Raw genomic sequence first — 19,293 nt, 5'->3', positions numbered from 1 at the left:
ACGCTCAGGCGAGACCGTCGGGACCGATGTGGGCGCCGTCGGGCACGGTGTGGACGCCCTCACCGGGAGAGACCAGCAGCGCGTCACCGGTGGCGACGACGTCGGCACCGAAGATCCAGTCGCCCTGCACCGTCAGGGAGTCCGCCCCGAGCAGGGACGGCGGACCCGTCGGCGTGCGCGCCTCGAAGTCGGCGATCAGCTTGAAGCGCTCGTCGAGATCCACCAGGGGCGCGGCCTTGCGGGCGATGAGGTGCTGCTCGGGGGTGAGCTCGTAGACGTCCGAGCGCAGGAGCATGAGGTCGTTGGTGGTCTTGACCGGGAGGAAGCGCTTGCGCTCGACCTCGATCACGCGGGCGCCGGGGAAGACGTTGACGGCCGAACCCATCGCGGTCTCGATCTGGACGACCGTGGTGGAGGTCTTGTCGCTCGGGTCGACAGTCTTGAGGTTGCGGATGAGCGGGAGCGGCATGACGCCGTCGTGCCGCTCCAGCAGCTCCGCGAGCTGGACCAGGTCGAACCACAGGTTGTTCGCGTGGAAGAACGGGTGCACGTGACGGTCGTTGGCGACGTCGAGCTCACCCGGGACCACCTGCGCGGTCTCGCGCTGGATGATCTGGCCGTCGCTGCGACGCACGACGAGCTGACCGCCCTTGACGTCGGCGTCGGACTTCGCGACGAGCTCGGCGGCGTACGGCGCACCGGTCGCCGCGAACCACGCGGCGATCTCGGCGTCCGGGACGGCACCGAGGTTGTCGGCGTTGCTCACGGTCGCGTAGCGGAAGCCGGCGTCGAGCAGCGTCTGCAGCATCCCGGAGGTCTGCAGCGCGGTGTAGAGGTCGCCGTGGCCCGGCGGGCACCACTCGAGGTCGGGGTTCGCAGGCCAGGTGACGGGCTCGAGCGTCTCGGCGTCGAGCTTGGGCTCGCGGTTCTGCAGGAAGTCGGCGGGGATGCCGTCGACCGCGAGGTCCGGGTGCGCCGCGAGGGCGGCGAGCGAGTCGTCCTGCGTGCGGAACGAGTTCATGAGCACGAGCGGGAGGCGGGCGCCGTACGTCTCGCGGGCGGCGAGGACCTGGCGCGCGATGAGGTCGAGGAAGGACAGGCCGTCGCGCACGGGCAGCAGCGACTTCGCCGCCTCGAGCCCCATGGAGGTTCCGAGCCCGCCGTTGAGCTTGATGACGACCGTCTTCGCCAGCGCCTCGGCCGCCTCGGCGCCGCCGATCTCGAGGTCGGCCTGGCGGTCGATCCCGGTCAGCGGCTCGACGTCGGCCTCGGGGATGAGACCGGTCGCGCCGGCCTCCAGCTCGCCGTACAGGCGCACGAAGGTCGCGATCGCGAGGTCGGGAACGCCGCCCTCCCGCATCCGCTCGATGGAAAGGGCACGTCCGTGGTCGCTCATGCCGACAACCCTACGGGGCGGGCGCGTGAGGGGGGCGGCGAGCTCATCGCCTAGGTTGTCCGGGTGACGGAAGCAGCGACGAGCGAGCGCGTGGAGATCTGGACCGACGGCGCGTGCAAGGGCAACCCGGGACCCGGTGGCTGGGGCGCGCTCCTGGTGGCCGGCGGTCGCGAGAAGGAGCTGTGGGGCGGTGAGCCGGGCACGACGAACAACCGCATGGAGCTCACCGCCGTGATCGAGGCGCTGCGCGCGCTCAAGCGCCCGTGCTCGGTCGTGCTGCACGTGGACTCGACCTACGTCATGCAGGGCATGTCGAGCTGGATCGTGGGCTGGAAGCGCAACGGCTGGCGCACCGCGTCGAAGCAGCCGGTGAAGAACGCCGAGCTGTGGCGCGCGCTGGACGACGAGGTCTCGCGCCACGAGGTGCGCTGGGTCTGGGTCAAGGGGCACGCCGGCGACCCCGGCAACGAGCGGGCCGACCAGCTCGCCAACCGGGGTGTTGCCGAGCTGTAGCGGGCCGCACCGCGCGATTCCTCTCAGGGGGCGCACAGCGTCCTGAGACGTCGCCCACGGGCCGTCTCCCTAGAACAGGGGCATGAGCCGACAGCCGCACCACCACACCCCCGACCCCACTCGCTCGACGGAGCCGAGCACCGACCCGGCGGCTCCCTTGCGTCCTCGCCGACGACGGCGCGTACGCCGTGGCATCGCCGTCGGCGGGCTCGTGGTCGCCACGGCGCTCGGGGGTGGGACGGCCTGGGCGCTGGACCGCTTCGTGATCGAGCACGTCGAGATCGCCGACGTCAGCGCCCACGAGGAGGAGCAGGCGACCGCTGCGGACTCGTCCGACGCCTCCGTCGAGACCACGAGCGACACCACGAACGAGGCCACCACCGACACCACGAGCGGGGCCGGCCCCCAGGTCACGGTCACCTCGGGCACCGTCGGCACGGGTGACGACGCCGCCACCTACTACGTCGCCGACGTCGTCCTCAGCGACATCACGCAGCTGCGCGCGGCCTTCGCCGACGACGCGTTCGGCGAGAACATCATCGAGCTCCCCTCGGTGATCGCGGACCAGGTCGGCGCGAGCCTGGCGATCAACGGCGACTACTACGGCTTCCGCGACACCGGGATCGTCATCCGCAACGGCGTCGCCTACCGCGACGACGGCGCGCGCGAGGGCCTCGCGATCAACGCGGACGGCACGCTGGAGCTCTACGACGAGACCACGACGACGGCGGACGACCTCGTGGCCGACGGCGTCTGGCAGACGCTGTCGTTCGGCCCTGGTCTGGTTGACGACGGCGAGGTCGTCACCGGGATCGACGACGTCGAGATCGACACCAACGTCGGCAACCACTCGATCCAGGGCGATCAGCCGCGCACCGCGATCGGCATGGTCTCGGCCAACCACCTCCTGCTCGTCGTGGTCGACGGTCGGTCCGACGAGAGCGCGGGGGTCACCATGACCGAGCTCGCCGAGCTGATGCAGGACCTCGGGGCGACCGAGGCCTACAACCTCGACGGAGGTGGGTCCTCCACGATGATCTCCGACGGCACGCTGGTCAACGACCCGCTCGGCAGGGGCACCGAGCGCGGCACCTCCGACATCCTCTACATCGGCTGAGAGCGGCGGAGACCATGTGGATCCTGATCCCCGCCTACGAGCCCGACGAGCGGCTCGTCGCCCTGGTGACCGCGCTGCAGGAGGCGGCCGAGCCGCCCACCGGGATCCTCGTCGTCGACGACGGCTCGGGCCCCGCCCACCGCCACCTGTTCGACGCCGTCGCGCGCCGGGGTGTCGTCGTCGTGCCCCACGCCGTGAACCGCGGCAAGGGTGCCGCCCTGCGGACAGGCGTCGCGTGGCTGCTGCGGCAGGCGCCGGGTGAGGACCTCGTGTGCGTCGACAGCGACGGTCAGCACCGGGCCGACGACGTCGCCGGCGTGGCGCAGCGGCTCGCGGTGGCGAGCGCGGCCGGGGAGCGCTGCGTGGTGCTCGGGGTGCGCTGGTTCGTCGGGGACGTGCCGTGGCGCTCGCGGTTCGGCAACCGTGCGTCGACGGCGCTGCTCGCGCTCGTCACGGGGCAGCGCGTCAGTGACACGCAGACGGGGCTGCGCGGCTACCCCGCAGCGGTGCTGCCGTGGCTCCCGACAGTGCCGGGCGATCGGTTCGAGTACGAGCTGCGGCTGCTCGTGGACGGGCCGCGGGCCGGCGTCGCCGTCGTGGAGCACGAGATCGCGACGGTCTACCTCGAGGGGAATGCGTCCTCGCACTTCCGCCCCGTGCGCGACTCGGTGCGCGTGATGCTTCCGCTGCTGACGTTCGCGGCGTCCTCGCTGCTGTCCTTCGCGCTGGACGCGATGCTCGTGCTCGCGATCACGGCGGCGACGTCGAACCTGCTGCTCGCCGTCGTCGGCGCGCGCGTGGTGAGCGGGGTCGCGAACTTCCTGGTCAACCGGCGGGCGGTGTTCCACGCGCACGACCGCGAGCGGGGCCGCAGCGAGACGCTGCGGCAGGCGGGCCGCTACGCGGCGCTCGCCGTCGCGACCCTGACCGCCAGCTACCTCGGGGTCCGCGTGCTCACCGACGCCGGGCTCCCGCTGCTGGAGGCCAAGGTGCTCACGGACGCGGCGCTGTTCGCGGCGTCGTTCGGGCTGCAGCGCCGCGTGGTGTTCGGCGGTGGCCCGGGACCCTCGACGGGCTCGGGTGCCCCGGTCGGCTCAGGCGTGCGCGAGGACCGCGACCAGGAAGTCGGACTCCGGGGTGAACGGGCGCAGGTCCCAGGTGCCGAGCAGGAGGTCCTCGCGCAGCCCGGCCGCGACGACGTCGGCGGACAGCTTGTCGGGCGTGTAGCCGCGGCCCGCACCGAATCCCAGGACGATGCGACCCTCCGGCGCCAGGTGCGCGGCTAGCCGTCGCAGCACCTGCGCGCTCGTGCCCTGCGCCAGGAACGTCATGACGTTGCCGGCCACCACGATCGCGTCGAACGGTTCGGGCACGCCGCGGGCGGGCAGATCGAGCTCGGTCAGGTCTCCCACGAGCCAGGTGGAGCCGGGGTGGTCGGCCTCGGCCGCGGCGACGAGCACCGGGTCGACGTCGACACCCACCACGGTGTGACCGCGCTCGGCGAGGTGGGCGCCGACCCTGCCGGGCCCGCAGCCACCGTCGAGCACGCGCGAGCCGCGCGGGATCATGGCGTCGATCAGGCGGGCCTCGCCGTCGAGGTCGCGGCCCTCGCGGGCCATGGCGCGGAACCGCTCGACGTACCAGGCGGAGTGGTCGGGGTTGGCCGCGACCATCTCCTCCCAGCGGGAGGGACGGCGGGCCGGGAGGTCGGACGACGGCGGTGCGGGGGTCTCGCTCACCGCTCCACCCTAGGTCGGGCGGGCGCATGGCACCCGTGGGTGCGGCCGGTGTGACCGGGGTCGCGTCATCGATCTCTTCGAGGGTCTGGCGCACCACCCCCGGGCGCAGGTTAGGCTTACCAAAGAGCAGGATCGCCTTAGCCCCGATCGCCACGAGGAGATCGCATGACCGCCGCCCCGACGACCGACGTCGCCCTCGACGTCGACACTCGTCCGAGCCACCGCCCCTACCGGGCGACGGTGCAGTCGGTGACCCGCCTGGCCCAGAACTACCTGCGGATCACGTTCACGTGCCCGCGGTTCGAGCACTTCGGCACGCACCGGCTCGACCAGCGCATCAAGCTGCTCCTCCCCCTGCCGGACGGCACGCTGGCCGACCTCGGCTGCGACAGCGCCGATCCGGGTGAGCCGTACGGCTGGTACGCCGAGTGGCGCGACCTGCCGCAGGACCGTCGCAGCCCGATGCGCACCTACACGGTGCGCGCCGTCGACACGGCCGCCCGCACGGTGACGATCGACTTCGTCTGCCACGGCGACACCGGCCCCGCCTCGCGATGGGCGCGCCGCGCCGTTCCCGGCGACCAGATCCTCATCAGCGGACCGGACTCGCGCTCCGACACCTGCCACCTCGGCATCGACTTCAAGCCGGGAACCGCCGAGCACCTGCTGCTCGCCGGCGACGAGACGGCCGCTCCGGCGATCTGCGCGATCCTCGAGATGCTGCCCGCGACGCGCGACGTCCACGCGTTCATCGAGGTCCCGTCCGACGGCGACGTGCTGCCGCTCGACATCCCCGACTCGTTCCAGGTCACGTGGCTGCCGCGCAACCACGACCGCGTCGGGGAGCGGGTCATCCCGGCCGTCACGCAGTGGCTCGACGAGCACCCCGAGATCGTCGCCGCCGCCGCGTCCCCGCGACCGCAGGTCGTCGAGGACCTCGACGTCGACACGCAGATCCTCTGGGACTCCCCCGAGCCGGCGCCGGGCGAGTTCTACGCGTGGCTCGCGGGCGAGTCCGCCGTCATCAAGACGATGCGCCGCGCGCTCGTCACCGCTCGCAGCATCGACCGCCGCCGGGTCGCCTTCATGGGCTACTGGCGCGACGGCCAGTCCGAGCGCACGGGCTGACCCTCCCCGCACTCCCCCCATTCGCGAGGCCTTGTCGGGCGTTCCCGAGGTACTTCTGGGCGTTCCCGAGGTACTTCTGGGCGTTCGCGAGGTACTTCTCGGGCCCGCAAGCATCCGAAAAACACCTCGCGAACGCCCGAAAACACCTCGCGAGCGCCCGAAAGTCCCTCGCGGATGGTCAGGGATGGTGCGGGGGCGGCGTCGCCTCGACGGCGGCACGCGCCGCAACCGGCAGGGCCGCCAGGATCTGGTCGACCGCCGCCTCGTCGTGCGCCGCCGACAGGAACCACGCCTCGTACACGCTCGGCGGCAGCGCGACGCCCTGCCCGAGCATCGAGGCGAAGAAGGCGCGGTAGCGCCACCCCTCCTGGGCCTTGGCGTCGTCGTAGTCGCGCACGGCGCCGTCCCGGAACGCGAGCGAGAACAAGCTCCCCGCGCGGGAGATCGTGACCGGGTGGCCGAGCTCGGAGAAGGCCGCGGCGACGCCGTCGGACACCGCCGCCGACGCCTCGTCCACGCGCCGGTACACGGCCTCGTCGGCCAGTCGCAGCGTCGCGAGACCCGCGGCCACCGCCAGCGGGTTCCCGCTCAGCGTGCCCGCCTGGTAGACCGGCCCGAGCGGCGCCAGCAGCTCCATGACGTCGCGCCGACCGCCGATCGCCGCCAGCGGCATGCCGCCGCCGATGACCTTGCCGAACGCGACGAGGTCCGGCGTCCAGGTGCTGCCGGTCGACCCGCCGCTCGGTCCACCCTCCAGACCGGCCGCCTCGCGCCCCCACCACCCGGCGGGACCGACACGGAATCCCGTGAGCACCTCGTCGAGGATGAGCAGTGCGCCGTGGGCGTGCGCGCGGGCCGCGAGCGCGGCGTTGAGGCCGGGATCGGGCCGCAGCACCCCGGCGTTCGCGCCGGCCGCCTCGGTGATGATGGCGGCGATCCGGCCCGGGTGGGCCGCGAAGGCGGCGTCGATCGCGTCGAGGTCGTTGTACGGCAGGACGAGCGTCTGCGCGGCGACGTCGGCGGGAATCCCGGCCGACCCCGGCAGCCCCTGCGTCGCGACGCCGGAGCCCGCCTCCGCCAGCAGGCCGTCGGAGTGGCCGTGGTAGTGCCCGGCGAACTTGATGATCAGCGGCCGGTCGGTCGCGCCGCGCGCGAGCCGGATCGCCGTCATCGTCGCCTCGGTCCCGGTCGAGACCAGGCGCAAACGCTCGATCGCGCGACGGCCGTCGACCTCGAGCCGGGAGAGCACGGTCTCGGCCAGCTCGGTCTCACCGTGCGTCGGGGCGCCGAACGACAGCCCGCGCGTCGCCGCCTCCTGGACCGCGGCGACGACCTCGGGATGGGCGTGCCCGAGCAGCGCCGGACCCCACGAGCACACGAGGTCGACGTAGCGCCGACCCGTCACGTCGGTGACGTGCGGGCCGCTCGCGCTCGCGTAGAACCGCGGGGTGCCGCCGACGGAGCCGTACGCACGGACGGGTGAGTTGACCCCGCCGGGGATGACGGCGCGCGAGGCGTCGAACTCGGCCTCGTTCGTGGTGGCGGGGGTCGTACCGGGGTTCGAGCTCGGGTCGGTCAGCGCAGCCATGCGGCCACCTCCGTGGCGAAGTAGGTCAGGACCGCGTCGGCGCCGGCGCGGCGGATGGACAGCAGGGACTCCTCGATCGCGCGCTCGCGATCGATCCAGCCGTTCGCGGCGGCGGCCTCGATCATCGAGTACTCGCCGCTGACCTGGTAGGCCCAGACCGGGACGGGCGAGGACGCGGCCACCGCGGCGAGCACGTCGAGGTACGAACCCGCCGGCTTGACCATCACGACGTCGGCGCCCTCGGCCACGTCGATCTCCGCCTCGCGCACCCCCTCGCGGCCGTTGCCCGGGTCGAGCTGGTAGGTCCGTCGGTCGCCCTGCAGGGAGGAGTCCACGGCCTCGCGGAACGGGCCGTAGTAGGCCGACGCGTACTTGCCGCTGTAGGCGAGGACGGCGGTACCGGTGTGACCGGCGTCGTCGAGCGCGGTGCGGACGGCCTCGACCTGGCCGTCCATCATCCCGGACAGCCCCAGCAGCGCCGAGCCCGCCTCGGCCTGGGCGATCGCCATCGAGGCGTACCGGGTGAGGGTGGCGTCGTTGTCGACGGCGCCGCGCGCGTCCAGCACGCCGCAGTGGCCGTGGTCGGTGAACTCGTCCAGGCACAGGTCGGTCTGCACGACGAGGGCGTCCCCGACCTCCGCCACGGCGATCCGGGTGGCGGCGTTGAGGACGCCGTCGGGGTCGTCGGCACCGGAGCCTCGGGCGTCCTTGGTGGTCGGGACGCCGAACAGCATGACGCCGCCGATCCCGGCCTCGGCCGCCTCGGTGAGGGCGCGGCGGAAGCTGTCGGTGCCGTGCTGCACGACGCCGGGCATCGACCCGATCGGCACGGCCTCGACGGCGCCCTCGCGCACGAACATCGGCAGCACCAGCTGCCGCGGGTGCAGGCGGGTCTCGCGCGTCAGCTCACGCATGGCGCGGCTGGAGCGCAGGCGGCGGGGTCGCAGGATCGGTCCGGCCAGCGGCGTGCCGGCGGACGGGCTGCTGGACAGGTGCGGGGTGGTGCTCACGTCGGGTCCTCCCGGTCGTGGGTGGTCAGGCTGGTCCGGATGTCTCGATGCGGGCCGTAGTGCTGCGCGAGCGCGTCGACCGTGCCCGCGCCGGTGCTCCTCGTCGCGACGACGGCGACGCGCAGCCCCGCCGCGCGCGCGGCCTGCGCGCTGGGTTCGCCGATGCAGGCGATCGCCACGCCGTCGGGCAGCGGCCCGAACACCTCGGCCACGCGGCGCGCGACCGACCCCGACGTCACGATGACGGCGTCGATCTCGCCCGCGGCGACGGCGTCGACCACCGCGCGCCCGGGGGGGACGGGCGCGACGTCGTAGGCGTCCACGCGGACGGGGTCCCAGCCGAGCGCGACGAGCCCCGCCGCCAGCGTGTCGCCGGCCTGGACCGAGAGCGGCAGCAGCACGCGCCTCGAGCCCGTCGCGGAGCCGTCGATCGGGGGCGGGCCGACGTCGTCGCGCCACGCCTCGACGAGACCGGCCGCGGTCCGGCGCTCGGGCAGGAGGTCCACCTGCCACCCGGCGGTGCGAGCGGCCCGACCGGTCTCCTCCCCCACGACCGCGACGCGCGCGCCCCCCAGCCGCGCGTCGAGCGCCGTGAGCGCGTGCACCGCGTTGACGCTGGTCAGCGCGACCCACGCGAACACGCCCCCGGTGAGCTCCGCGACGGCGGAGCGCAGCGGGGCGTCGTCGACCGGGCCGACGATCTCCACCAGCGGTGCGAGCACCGCTCGGCCGCCACGGGCCTCGACCTCGTGCGCCCAGGCGGCCCCGCGCGACCCGCCGCGAGGCACCAGGACCGTGCGCCCGGCGAGCGTCGGCGCAGGGCCCGGCTCGGCGTCGGGCTCGGAGGCCTGCGCGGGGTCGTGCCCGGACGTGGCGGTCATCCGCGCGCGGCCCCCAGCGGGGCGAGCTCGGCGGCACCGGCGGCGAGCAGGTCGCGCGCGATCCGCTCGCCCAGACCGCCCGCCTCGGGGCGGTCGGCACTCGCGGTCACCGTGACCTCGTCGGAACCGTCCAGCGCGTACACGCTCGCGCGGACGCTCACCGTGCCCGCGCCGTCGTCCACCACCGCGGTGACGCCGAGCGGCGCGGCGCAGCCGGCCTCCAGGATGCGCAGCACCTCGCGCTCGAGATCGGCGGCGAGGCGGGCGTCGGCGTCGTCGGTCAGGGCGACCGCCGCGCGCTGCTCGGCGTCCGCGTCGCTGCGCATCTCGACGGCGAGGGCGCCCTGCGCCGGGGCCGACGGCCAGTCGCTCAGCTCCAGGTGCTCGGTCACGACGGCCTCGCGCCCGAGGCGGGCCAGACCGGCCGCGGCCAGCACGACGGCGTCCAGGCGCCGGTGCTCCTCGACCGTCGGGTCGAGCACGCGGCCCAGGCGCGTGTCCACGTTGCCGCGGATGTCGACGACCTCGAGGTCGGGACGACGGCGGCGCAGCTGCGCGCGTCGGCGCGGCGACCCCGTGCCGACCGCGGCACCCTCGGGCAGCCCCTCCAGGCGCAGCCCGCCGGCGGCGACGAGCGCGTCGCGCGCGTCCTCGCGGGGCGGCACCGCGACGACGTCGATCCCGGGGGCGGGCGCCGTCGGCAGGTCCTTGAACGAGTGCACGATCGCGTCGACGCGGCCGTCCAGCAGCGCGTCGCGCAGCGCGGAGACGAACACCCCGGTGCCGCCGAGCGTCGCGAGCGACGCCGAGCTGCGGTCGCCCTCGGACGTGATGCGGACGAGCTCGTACCCGCCCTCGGGCAGTCCGAGCGACTCGGCCCACGCGGTCGTCTGGGCCAGCGCGAGGGCGCTCGCCCGCGTCCCGATCCGCAGCGGCGCCGTCACGGAAGGAGACCGGAGGCCGCCGGCTTGAAGCCCGCGCGGATGTTCTCGCAGCACCCGGGGCGGCACACGTCGAACCACGGGCCGAGCGCCGTCAGCGCCGGGCGCTCGTCCTTCGGGGTGGCGTTGACGCGCTCCAGCACGAGGTCGACGAGGCCCGTGACGTAGGCCGGGTCGATGCCGGGCGTGGGTGTGCGGATCGATCGCAGCCCGTGCTCGGCGGCCGTCTCCGTGGCCTCCTCGTCCAGGTCCCACATGACCTCCATGTGGTCGCTCACGAACCCGAGCGGAACGATCACGACGGCCTGGACGCCCTCGCCCGGCAGCGTCTCGATCATGTCGTTGATGTCGGGCTCGAGCCACGGCTGCGACGGCGGCCCGGAGCGCGACTGGTAGACGAGGTTCCACGCGACCTCCTGCTCCTGCGCGGCCATCACGACCTCGGCGACGGCGAGGTGCTGCGCCTCGTACGCGCCGCCCTCGCCGAGCTCGAGGTAGGAGGGGCCGGAGCGGGTCGCGTCCGCCGTCGGCACGCTGTGGGTGGAGAACAGGACGCGGATGGCCTCGGCGGGGATGCCGTCGCCCGTGAGCGTGGTGACCGCGTCGCGGACGCCCGTGATGAACGTCTGCACGAAGCCGGGGTGGTCGAAGAACGGCCGCACCTTGTCGATCGTCACGGTGCCGCCGAGACCCGTCTCGGTCAGCACGCGCGCGAAGTCCTCGCGGTACTGCCGGCACGAGGAGAAGCTGGAGTACGCGCTCGTGGCGATCGCGACGAGCGTCGTGTCCCCGGCCGCCGCGGCCTCCGTCACGGCCTCCTCCAGGTAGGGCGCCCAGTTGCGGTTGCCCCAGTAGACCGGCAGGTCGATGTCGCGCGCGGCGAGCTCGGCCTCGAGCGCGGCCTTGAGCTCGCGGTTGTGCTGGTTGATCGGGCTGACGCCGCCGAAGTGGCGGTAGTGGTGCGCCACCTCCTCCAGGCGCTCGTCCGGGATGCCGCGTCCCCGCGTGACGTTGCGCAGGAACGGGATGACGTCGTCCTGGCCCTCGGGTCCGCCGAAGCCGGCGAGCAGGATGCCGTCGTAGGCGGTCGGCGTCGTGACGTGCTCCGGGCCGCTCGACGCGGCGGGCGAGGCGAACAGCACGGCGGGGGTGCCGGGCTCGGTGGTGGTGCTGGTCGGCGTGCTCATGACACGACCTCCGCGATCTCGTCGGTGCTCAGCAGTCGTCCCGTGAAGAACGGGATCTCCTCGCGGACGTGCATCCGCGCATCGGTGGCGCGCAGGTGGCGCATGAGGTCGACGAGGTCGACGAGCTCGTCGGACTCCAGCGCCAGCAGCCACTCGTAGTCGCCGAGCGCGAAGCTCGCGACGGTGTTGGTCTGCACCTGCGGATAGGCGCCGCCCGAGCGGCCGTGCTGGCCCAGCATCGCGCGGCGCTCCTCCTCGGGCAGCACGTACCACTCGTAGCTGCGCACGAACGGGTAGACCGTGAGCCACGGGCGCGGCGGCAGACCCTTCATGTACGCGGGCGAGTGGTTGGCGGTGAACTCGGCCTCGCGGTGCACGCCGAGCGCGTTCCACGTGCCGGGCATCGACGCGAACGGCTCGAGCCGGCGCAGCACGCGGAACGCGCGCTGGATCGCGGCCGGCTCCTCGCCGGTCAGCCAGACCATGAGGTCGGCGTCCGAGCGCAGCCCGGAGACGTCGTAGATCCCGCGCAGGTCGACACCCAGGTCGGCCATCTCCTGCGCCGCGCCGGCGAGGCCGTCGGCGACCGGGTGGGCGCCGTCGCGGCGGAAGACCGCCCACAGCGCGTAGCCGAGACGTTCGGTGGTCATGACGGTGCTCCTTGGGTGGTGGGGCGGGTGAGGAGGGTGGCGACGCCGGAGCGCGCGTGGGCCACGACGGCGGCCAGACCGGTCCGGCCGGCGGCCTCGCCCACGAGCGTGGCAGGGACGGTGGTGGCGCCGGTCGTGGGGAGGAGGTCGACGGCGATCGTGCGCGTCCAGGTCCGCGTCGCGGTCTCTCCGACGACCGCGTCGCGCACCCCGGTCAGGACGCGGACGTCGTGGGTGACCTGGGCGCGCGTCGGGGTGCCGTCGTCGCCGTCGGCCGGACCGGCGTCGTAGGACAGGCGCACGAGGTGCACGCCGTCGCGGGGCGCCAGCCAGGACCACTTGGCACTGGAGTGGGTGAGCGCCCGGGCACCGACGCCACCGACGTCGTCGGCACCGGCGGAGGCGCCGTCGCGCAAACCGCTCCGGGCGACGAGCACGCCGGTGCCGCGGGGGTGCGCGTCGAGGCCCGGGGCGCGGACGGCCGCGGCGACCACGGTGATGCGGCGCTCGGTGGTGGCGCGGGACAGGAGACCAGGAACGGCGACGACGACGTGGTCGGCCGCGACGTGCTCGGCGGCGCCGTCGGCACGGCGCGTGCTCACGCCGTCGGCGTCGACGCCGGTGACCTCCACCCCGGTCCGCAGCACGCCGCCGTGCGCGGCGATCGCGGCCACGAGGGCCCGGACGAGGACGGTGGTCCCGCCGCGGAGCCCCGCGACCTGGCTGCCGGCGGGCGAGGCCGCGCGGACCCGGGCGGCCGCGCCGGCCAGGGTGCGGCCCGCGGCGAGCTCGCGCGCGAGGGCGGGCGACGCCGTCGTCAGGGCGAGGTCGGCCGCCGCGGTCGAGTAGACGCCGCGGACGACGGGGTCGACGAGCCGGTCGCGCACGCGCGCACCCATCCGGCGGGCGACGACGTCGCCGACGCTCGCCCCGGGGGGCACCCCCGTGCGCGGCAGCACGGCGTCGCACGCGGCGCGCGCCACCCCGAGGACACCGAGCGCGCGCAGCGCCAGGCGCGGGTGGACGGGAATGCCGAGCACCCCGGCGGCCGGGAGCGGGTAGGCGCGGCCGGATGCGGCGTCGTGCACCCACGCGGGCCGGTCGAGGGGGGCGACGACCTCGCCGGTCAGGTCGAGATCGGCGAGCAGGGCCGCGACGACGCCGTCCCGGGTGGCGAACGACTCGGCCCCGAGGTCGACGGTCCGGCCCGCGAGCTCGACGGCCTCGAGCTGTCCGCCGAAGCGGTCGGAGCGCTCGAGCACGGTGACGCTCGCGCCGGCGCGCGCGAGGTCGTGGGCGGCCACCAGGCCACCCACACCCCCGCCCACCACGACGACGCCGGTCATGCGGAGGCGCCTCCCGCGGCCGGGTCGGCGGAGGCGGCGGAGCGCGCGACGGGAGCCGCCTCGAGCGGGCTGCCCTGCGCGTGCACGAGCTCGACGATGCGGGTCAGGACGGTCGGATCGGTCTCGGGAGGGACGCCGTGACCGAGGTTGAGCACGTGCGCGGGCGCCGAGCGGCCGCGGCGCAGGACGTCGAGCACGTGAGCCTCGACGACGTCCCACGGCGCCCCGAGCACGGCCGGGTCGACGTTGCCCTGGAGCGGCCAGCCCGGCACGATCCGGGCGGCCTCGTCCAGTGGTGTGCGCCAGTCGACGCCGACGGCGTCGGCACCGAGGGTGGGCGCGAGGTCGAGGATCGAGGCGGAGCCCAGGCCGAAGTGCACCTTGGGGACGGCGAGGCCGTCGAGCGCCCCGAACGTGCGGGCGGTGTGGTGGGCCACGCTCGTGCGCCACGTGTCACGGCTGAGCGAGCCGACCCAGGAGTCGAACACCTGCGCCGCGCTCGCGCCCTCCTCGACCTGCGCGCGCAGGAACGCCCCGGAGACGCCGGCGCACCACGCGAGCAGCGCGGACCAGGCCTCGGGGTCGGACATCATGAGCGTGCGCGCGCGCATCTGGTCCTTCGACGGCCCACCCTCGACCATGTAGGAGGCCAGCGTGAACGGAGCACCCGCGAACGCGATCAGCGGGGTGGTGCCGAGCTCGGCCACCAGCAGTCGGACGGCCTCGCGGATCGGGGCGAGCGCCTCGCCGTCGAGCGTCGGCAGCGCGGCGACGTCGGCCGCCGTGCGGACCGGCGAGGCGAACACCGGGCCGCGTCCGGGAACGATCTCGACGTCCACCCCGGCCAGCAGCACGGGGATGACGATGTCGCTGAAGAGGATGGCGGCGTCGACGCCGTGGCGGCGGACGGGCTGCAGGGTGATCTCCGTCACCATGGCCGGGTCGAGGCAGGCCTGCAGCATGTCGCCGCCGGCGCGCAGCTCGCGGTACTCGGGCAGCGAGCGACCCGCCTGGCGCATGAACCAGACCGGTGTGTGCTGCGCGAGCTGGCCGCGGTAGGCCCGCACCAGGGGCGCGTCGGTGGTGCGTCCGTCGACGATCGGGTGGGTGTGAGCAAGGGGCACCTCGTCAGTCTTGCACCGTTGCGGACCACCTCGTGAATGTCGTGACGGGTTGTCGTGACACTTCGTCAACTCCCCCTGACCTGCGGTTTTACTGAGGTTCGCCTTAGTGGGACGGCGCGTTCGAGTCACCTACGATGCCGAGGTGCTCCTCTCCCTGTCGTTGACCCACGCCACCGCGGGGTTCGACGTCCTGGAGCGGACGACGGCCGCGTTCGCCGGCCTGTCCACGCCCGACCTGATCGCCAGCACGATGGACGGCGAGGCCGTCTCCGGCGCCGTCGTCCTGTCGACCTGCAACCGCCTCGAGGCCTACCTCGACGTCGAGGAGGGTGCCGGCGACGACGTCACCGCCCGCCTCGTCGCGGCACTCGCCTCCCGTACCGGCGACACGCACGAGCTGCTCGCGGCCGCCGTCGCGGTCCGGACCGAGGGCGACGCCGTCGGTCACCTCTTCTCCGTCGCGTGCGGGCTCGACTCGCTCGTGGTGGGTGAGCCCGAGATCGCCGGCCAGGTGCGCCGCGACTACGACTCCGCGCGCTCGGCCGGTCACACGACGGCGGCCCTCGACCAGGCCTTCCAGCGCGCCATGCACGTCTCGCGCGACGTCCGCCGTCGCTCGAACCTCTCCGGTGACGCGTCCGTCACCCACCTCGCGCTCGAGCTCGCAGCGGGTCACCTGCCCGACCTGCGCTCGTGCCGCGTGCTGCTGGTGGGTACCGGCACGCACGCCCGCACGGCCGTGGCCGCGCTCGCCGGTCGCGGTGTCCGTGACGTCGCGGTGTACTCCAGCTCGGGGCGCGCCGAGGACTTCGCCGCGCGGCACGACGTCGCCGCGGTGGCGGACCTCGAGGACGGCATCGCGGGCGCGGACATCGTGCTGACCTGCACGAGCCGCGTCGCGATCGGCGACCACCAGATCACGGACCGCACCGACCGGCGCCTCCTGGTCATCGACCTGGGGCTGCCGCGCAACGTCGACCCCGCCGTCGGGACCCTGCCGGGCGTCGACCTGCTCGACCTCGCCACGATCGCCAAGCACGCGCAGCTGCCCGGCCTGACGATGGACGACATCTCGGCCTCGCTCATCGCCGACGCCGTGGCGGAGTACACGGCGCAGCAGGACGCCTCCCCCGCCGTCGTCGCCCTCCGCGGTCACGTCGGCGGTGTCCTGGCCGACGAGGTCCGTCGGGCCCGACGCCGCTCCGCCTCGCCCGAGGAGGCCGACCGGGTCGAGCAGGCGCTGCGTCACCTCGCGGGCGTCCTGCAGCACACGCCGTCGGTGCTCGCCCGCCGCGCCGCGGCCGACGGCCGGGTCGAGGAGTTCGAGCACGCGCTCGAGTTCGTGCTGGGTGTGCACGTGGACACCCCCGCGCCGAGCGGTGCCGAGGCACCGACCGACGCTTCCGCCACGTCGGTCTAGCGACGTCCCGACTCCTCCTCGCCGAGCGTGTCGAACACCTCGTTGTAGAGCAGCGAGTGCACGTGCTCGACGCGCGGGATGTCGTTGAACTCCAGCGGGTCGTCCGAGGCGGACTCGATGATGAGCGTCCCCGTCCGCAGGATCCGGTCGATCAGTCCGTGACGGAACTGCACGGTGTTGATCCGTGCCATCGGGATGTCGATGCCTGTGCGCGTGATGATGCCGTGGCGGAACATGACGCGGCGGTCGGTGATGACGAAGTGCGTCGTGGCCCAGCGCAGCATCGGCCACGCGAACAGCCACAGGACGCCGATGAGCCACAGCGCACCGGCGGCGATGCCGACGACCGTCGCGGCCGTGTCGGAGATGTCCGCCCGGGTGCTCCACTGCCACGCCAGCACGGCGCCGGTCGTCAGCAGCACGAGTGCGACGAACGGCAGGATCAGTGTCTTGAAGTGCGGGTGCCGGTGCAGCACGAGCTGCTCGTCGGCCGAGAGCGTGTCCTGCGGGTATCCCATGGGGCGTCACCCTAGCGAGTGACGGCGGCGTCGCGGGGGGTCAGTCCTTCCGCACCTCGTACACGAGCCGGGCGAACTGTCCCACGGCCTCGGCGCCGACCAGCCGGAGCCGGTCGGCCTCGACCCGGCGCGGCAGCAGCGGCGCGCCGCCCGTCAGCGCCACGGGTGCCACGGAGATCGCCACGACGTCGAGCAGACCGGCGTCCAGGAACTGCCCGGCGAGGTCGCCGCCGCCCATCACCCAGACGTCCCCCTCGCCGGCTGCCGTGCGGATCGCGTCGATCGCATCCGTCACCGGACCCGAGACGAACCGCACGTCGGCCCCCTCGGGGACGGGCAGCTCGCGCGTGGTGAAGACGAACGTCGGCTTGTCGCCGTGGAACTCCTGCCACTTCTGGGGGTGGGCGAGGACGTCGTTCTCGCGCAGCAGCCACTCGTAGGTGCTGGAGCCCTCCACGAGCACGGTGGCCGTGGCGGGGTAGAGCCCGTCGTCGGGCGCCTCACCGCCGTCGACGGCGAACAGCCACGCGAGCGAGCCCTCCTCGTCGGCGATGAATCCGTTGAGGCTGGTGGCGGTGTCGAACACGATGCGTCCCATGCGCGGGAGGCTACCGAGACCCTCCGACACCGACACCGACACCGACATCGACGCCGGGCGCTCAGCCCTTGCCGTCGAGCGTCCCGCCCGACTCGCGCAGGTAGCACTGGGCGCACAGCGACTCGTAGGTGACCTCGCCGTCGTGCGCGCTCGGACCGGCGTCGATCGCGACCTGGTCACCGTCGAAGATGAACCGACCGTCCAGCACGCGGCCGTTGAAGACGGCCTTGCGACCGCACCGGCAGATCGTCTTGAGCTCCTCGAGGCTGTGCGCGATCTCGAGCAGACGCCGCGAGCCGGGGAAGGCCTCGGTGCGGAAGTCCGTCCGGATGCCGTAGGCGAGCACGGGGATGCCGTCGAGCACCGCGATCCGCAGGAGGTCGTTGACCTGGGGCGGGGAGAGGAACTGCGCCTCGTCGACCAGGAGGCACGAGACCGCCTCCTCCCCTGCCGCCGCGTGGAACGCCTCGCGCGAGCTGTCCTGCGGGCCGATGGCGAAGTCGACCTCGCGCGTCACGCCGAGACGGCTGCTGATGTCGTTGGCGGCCTTGGTGTCGACGGCGGGCTTGGTCAGCAGCACCCGCTGACCGCGCTCCTCGTAGTTGTAGGCCGCCTGGAGCAGCGCCGTCGACTTGCCGGAGTTCATCGCGCCGTAGCGGAAGTAGAGCTTGGCCACCGGGCGAGTGTACGGACGTGGCGCCGTCCCCAGCAGTCGAGCACCTCCACGCGGCCGCGCGCCACGGTGACGATCCGATCCGTGATCGCGGGCGCTCAACCCCTGGTCGTTGATGCCTGGCGATCAACCCCGAGTCGTTGATCGACGGGTGCCTCCGGGGTGGCAGGCTGAACCCGTGAGCCACGACATCGACGTCCGCCCCGTCCCGACCGTCTGGGCGGGTCACCGCACCTACGCCTCCCGCGCCCTCCTCGCGCCGACCTCCCTCGATCAGCTCGCCAGCCTGGTGACCTCGGGCGAGCGCGTCCGGGCGATCGGGTCGCGCCACTCCTTCACCGATCTCGCCGACTCCCCCGGGGTCCTCGTGACTCTGGAGGGCCTCGAGCGCGCCCCCGTGCTCGATCCCGCCGCGGGCACCGTGACCGTGACCGCTCACACCACCTACGGCACGCTCGGCCCCTGGCTCCACGATCGCGGCTTCGCCCTCGCGGCCCTCGCCTCGCTCCCCCACATCAGCGTCGTCGGCGCGGTCACGACGGCGACCCACGGCTCGGGCGACGCCGTCACCACCCTCGCGGGCGCGGTCGTCGCGCTCGAGATCCTCGGCGCCGACGGCGACGTCCGCCGCGTCGATCGCGACCACCCCGCGTTCGCCGGCTCGGTCGTCACGCTCGGCTCCCTGGGCATCGTCACGTCCGTGACGCTCGCCGTCGAGCCCACCTACGACGTCGCGCAGACCGTGATCGACGACGTCGACCTGTCCGCCGTCGTCGAGAACCTCGGTGACGTGCACGCGAGCGCGACCAGCGTCAGCGTCTTCACGCGCTGGGACGGGCGGGCGTCGATCTGGCGCAAGCACCGCACCGACGTCGCCCCCGAGCGCGACCTGTCGGGGCTCGGCGGGCACCCGGCCGACGGCCAGCGTCACCCCATCCCCGGCGTCGACGGCGCCGCGTGCACCCCGCAGCTGGGCGAGGTCGGCCCGTGGTTCGCGCGGCTGCCGCACTTCCGCCTGGAGTTCACGCCGTCGGCGGGCGAGGAGCTGCAGAGCGAGCACCTGGTGCCGCAGGCGCTGGCGCCGCGCGCCGTCGCCGCCGCGCGCGAGGTGCTCGAGCGGCACCGCGACCTCGTGCTCGTCTCCGAGCTGCGCTCGATGGCCGCGGACAACCTGTGGCTCTCCAGCGCCTACGAACGCCCGGGCGTGGGCATCCACACGACCTGGGTGCAGGACGAGACCCGCGTGCGCGCCGCCGCCGCCGAGCTCGAGGCTGTCCTCGAGCCGTACGAGTTCCGCCCGCACTGGGGCAAGGTCTTCGCCACGTCGGAGCTGGCGCGTCGCTACCCGCGGTGGGACGACGCCGTCGCCCTGGTCCGCGAGTCCGACCCCCGCGGCGTGTTCGCCGGACCCTTCACGGAGCGCATCGGACTGCGCTGACACCAGACGACGGGGGCGCCGGCGTC

General features: G+C 73.9%; 18 protein-coding genes and 1 pseudogene. 6 read left to right on the top strand and 13 right to left on the bottom strand.

Annotation, left to right across the window (positions count from 1 at the left end; all coding sequences use genetic code 11):
• Positions 1-4 precede the first annotated feature (4 nt).
• Positions 5-1,396, bottom strand: a complete 1,392-nt coding sequence (locus SERN_RS11320) for a UTP--glucose-1-phosphate uridylyltransferase (protein ID WP_135850221.1) — start codon at positions 1,394-1,396, stop codon at positions 5-7.
• A gap of 63 nt (positions 1,397-1,459) precedes the next feature.
• Here SERN_RS11320 and rnhA point away from each other — a divergent pair, with 63 nt between their 5' ends.
• From rnhA to SERN_RS11305, 3 genes and pseudogenes are all read left to right on the top strand, one after another.
• Positions 1,460-1,909, top strand: a complete 450-nt coding sequence (gene rnhA / locus SERN_RS11315) for a ribonuclease HI (protein WP_135850220.1) — start codon at positions 1,460-1,462, stop codon at positions 1,907-1,909.
• 82 nt (positions 1,910-1,991) lie between these two features.
• Positions 1,992-3,026: a phosphodiester glycosidase family protein gene (locus tag SERN_RS11310; protein ID WP_135850219.1), complete on the top strand. Its 1,035-nt coding sequence runs from the start codon at positions 1,992-1,994 to the stop codon at positions 3,024-3,026.
• Between the two features lie 14 nt (positions 3,027-3,040).
• Positions 3,041-4,063: pseudogene (locus SERN_RS11305) on the top strand (glycosyltransferase); the annotation flags it as partial.
• A gap of 57 nt (positions 4,064-4,120) precedes the next feature.
• Here SERN_RS11305 and SERN_RS11300 read toward each other — a convergent pair.
• Positions 4,121-4,699 (bottom strand): class I SAM-dependent methyltransferase, encoded by a 579-nt coding sequence (locus SERN_RS11300; RefSeq protein WP_135850530.1) that lies wholly within the window; start codon positions 4,697-4,699, stop codon positions 4,121-4,123.
• Positions 4,700-4,930: 231 nt separating this feature from the next.
• On the opposite strand from SERN_RS11300, the gene SERN_RS11295 reads away from it, so the two are divergent.
• Entirely contained in the window at positions 4,931-5,893 is a 963-nt protein-coding gene (locus SERN_RS11295) for a siderophore-interacting protein (RefSeq protein ID WP_135850218.1), read from the top strand.
• A gap of 178 nt (positions 5,894-6,071) precedes the next feature.
• On the opposite strand, the gene hemL is transcribed toward SERN_RS11295, so the two are convergent.
• From hemL to hemE, 8 genes are all read right to left on the bottom strand, one after another.
• Positions 6,072-7,481, bottom strand: a complete 1,410-nt coding sequence (gene hemL / locus SERN_RS11290) for a glutamate-1-semialdehyde 2,1-aminomutase (RefSeq protein ID WP_135850217.1) — start codon at positions 7,479-7,481, stop codon at positions 6,072-6,074.
• A complete protein-coding gene (hemB, locus tag SERN_RS11285; RefSeq protein ID WP_233251682.1) occupies positions 7,469-8,395 on the bottom strand; it encodes a porphobilinogen synthase in 927 nt (308 codons plus the stop codon). The genes hemL and hemB overlap by 13 nt, the downstream gene beginning before the upstream one ends.
• A gap of 92 nt (positions 8,396-8,487) precedes the next feature.
• Positions 8,488-9,372 carry a uroporphyrinogen-III synthase gene (locus SERN_RS11280; protein WP_135850216.1) on the bottom strand — a complete coding sequence of 295 codons (885 nt, stop codon included), beginning with the start codon at positions 9,370-9,372 and terminating at the stop codon, positions 8,488-8,490.
• On the bottom strand, positions 9,369-10,316 hold the full coding sequence (gene hemC / locus SERN_RS11275) for a hydroxymethylbilane synthase (protein WP_135850215.1): 948 nt from the start codon (positions 10,314-10,316) through the stop codon (positions 9,369-9,371). The genes SERN_RS11280 and hemC overlap by 4 nt, the downstream gene beginning before the upstream one ends.
• On the bottom strand, positions 10,313-11,500 hold the full coding sequence (locus tag SERN_RS11270; protein ID WP_135850214.1) for a ferrochelatase: 1,188 nt from the start codon (positions 11,498-11,500) through the stop codon (positions 10,313-10,315). The genes hemC and SERN_RS11270 overlap by 4 nt, the downstream gene beginning before the upstream one ends.
• Positions 11,497-12,150: a hydrogen peroxide-dependent heme synthase gene (hemQ, locus tag SERN_RS11265; RefSeq protein ID WP_135850213.1), complete on the bottom strand. Its 654-nt coding sequence runs from the start codon at positions 12,148-12,150 to the stop codon at positions 11,497-11,499. Before hemQ ends, SERN_RS11270 begins: the two co-directional genes overlap by 4 nt.
• On the bottom strand, positions 12,147-13,496 hold the full coding sequence (locus SERN_RS11260; RefSeq protein ID WP_135850212.1) for a protoporphyrinogen/coproporphyrinogen oxidase: 1,350 nt from the start codon (positions 13,494-13,496) through the stop codon (positions 12,147-12,149). Before SERN_RS11260 ends, hemQ begins: the two co-directional genes overlap by 4 nt.
• On the bottom strand, positions 13,493-14,620 hold the full coding sequence (gene hemE / locus SERN_RS11255; protein ID WP_135850211.1) for a uroporphyrinogen decarboxylase: 1,128 nt from the start codon (positions 14,618-14,620) through the stop codon (positions 13,493-13,495). Before hemE ends, SERN_RS11260 begins: the two co-directional genes overlap by 4 nt.
• 142 nt (positions 14,621-14,762) lie before the next feature.
• Here hemE and SERN_RS11250 point away from each other — a divergent pair, with 142 nt between their 5' ends.
• Positions 14,763-16,040 carry a glutamyl-tRNA reductase gene (locus SERN_RS11250; protein ID WP_158292640.1) on the top strand — a complete coding sequence of 426 codons (1,278 nt, stop codon included), beginning with the start codon at positions 14,763-14,765 and terminating at the stop codon, positions 16,038-16,040.
• Here SERN_RS11250 and SERN_RS11245 read toward each other — a convergent pair.
• From SERN_RS11245 to SERN_RS11235, 3 genes are all read right to left on the bottom strand, one after another.
• Positions 16,037-16,558, bottom strand: coding sequence for a PH domain-containing protein (locus tag SERN_RS11245; RefSeq protein ID WP_135850209.1), 522 nt, complete (start codon positions 16,556-16,558; stop codon positions 16,037-16,039). The genes SERN_RS11250 and SERN_RS11245 overlap by 4 nt on opposite strands.
• A 40-nt stretch (positions 16,559-16,598) precedes the next feature.
• Positions 16,599-17,156 (bottom strand): dihydrofolate reductase family protein, encoded by a 558-nt coding sequence (locus SERN_RS11240; protein WP_135850208.1) that lies wholly within the window; start codon positions 17,154-17,156, stop codon positions 16,599-16,601.
• Between the two features lie 61 nt (positions 17,157-17,217).
• A complete protein-coding gene (locus tag SERN_RS11235) occupies positions 17,218-17,832 on the bottom strand; it encodes a thymidine kinase (RefSeq protein WP_135850207.1) in 615 nt (204 codons plus the stop codon).
• A gap of 175 nt (positions 17,833-18,007) precedes the next feature.
• Between SERN_RS11235 and SERN_RS11230 the strand changes: the two genes are divergently transcribed.
• Positions 18,008-19,267, top strand: coding sequence for a D-arabinono-1,4-lactone oxidase (locus SERN_RS11230; RefSeq protein ID WP_233251631.1), 1,260 nt, complete (start codon positions 18,008-18,010; stop codon positions 19,265-19,267).
• Positions 19,268-19,293 lie beyond the last annotated feature (26 nt).

Origin of the sequence: Serinibacter arcticus, from assembly GCF_004786095.1 — a bacterium.
In the GTDB taxonomy this organism is placed as follows: domain Bacteria; phylum Actinomycetota; class Actinomycetes; order Actinomycetales; family Beutenbergiaceae; genus Litorihabitans; species Litorihabitans arcticus.
This window is presented reverse-complemented; position numbering and strand designations above follow the sequence as displayed.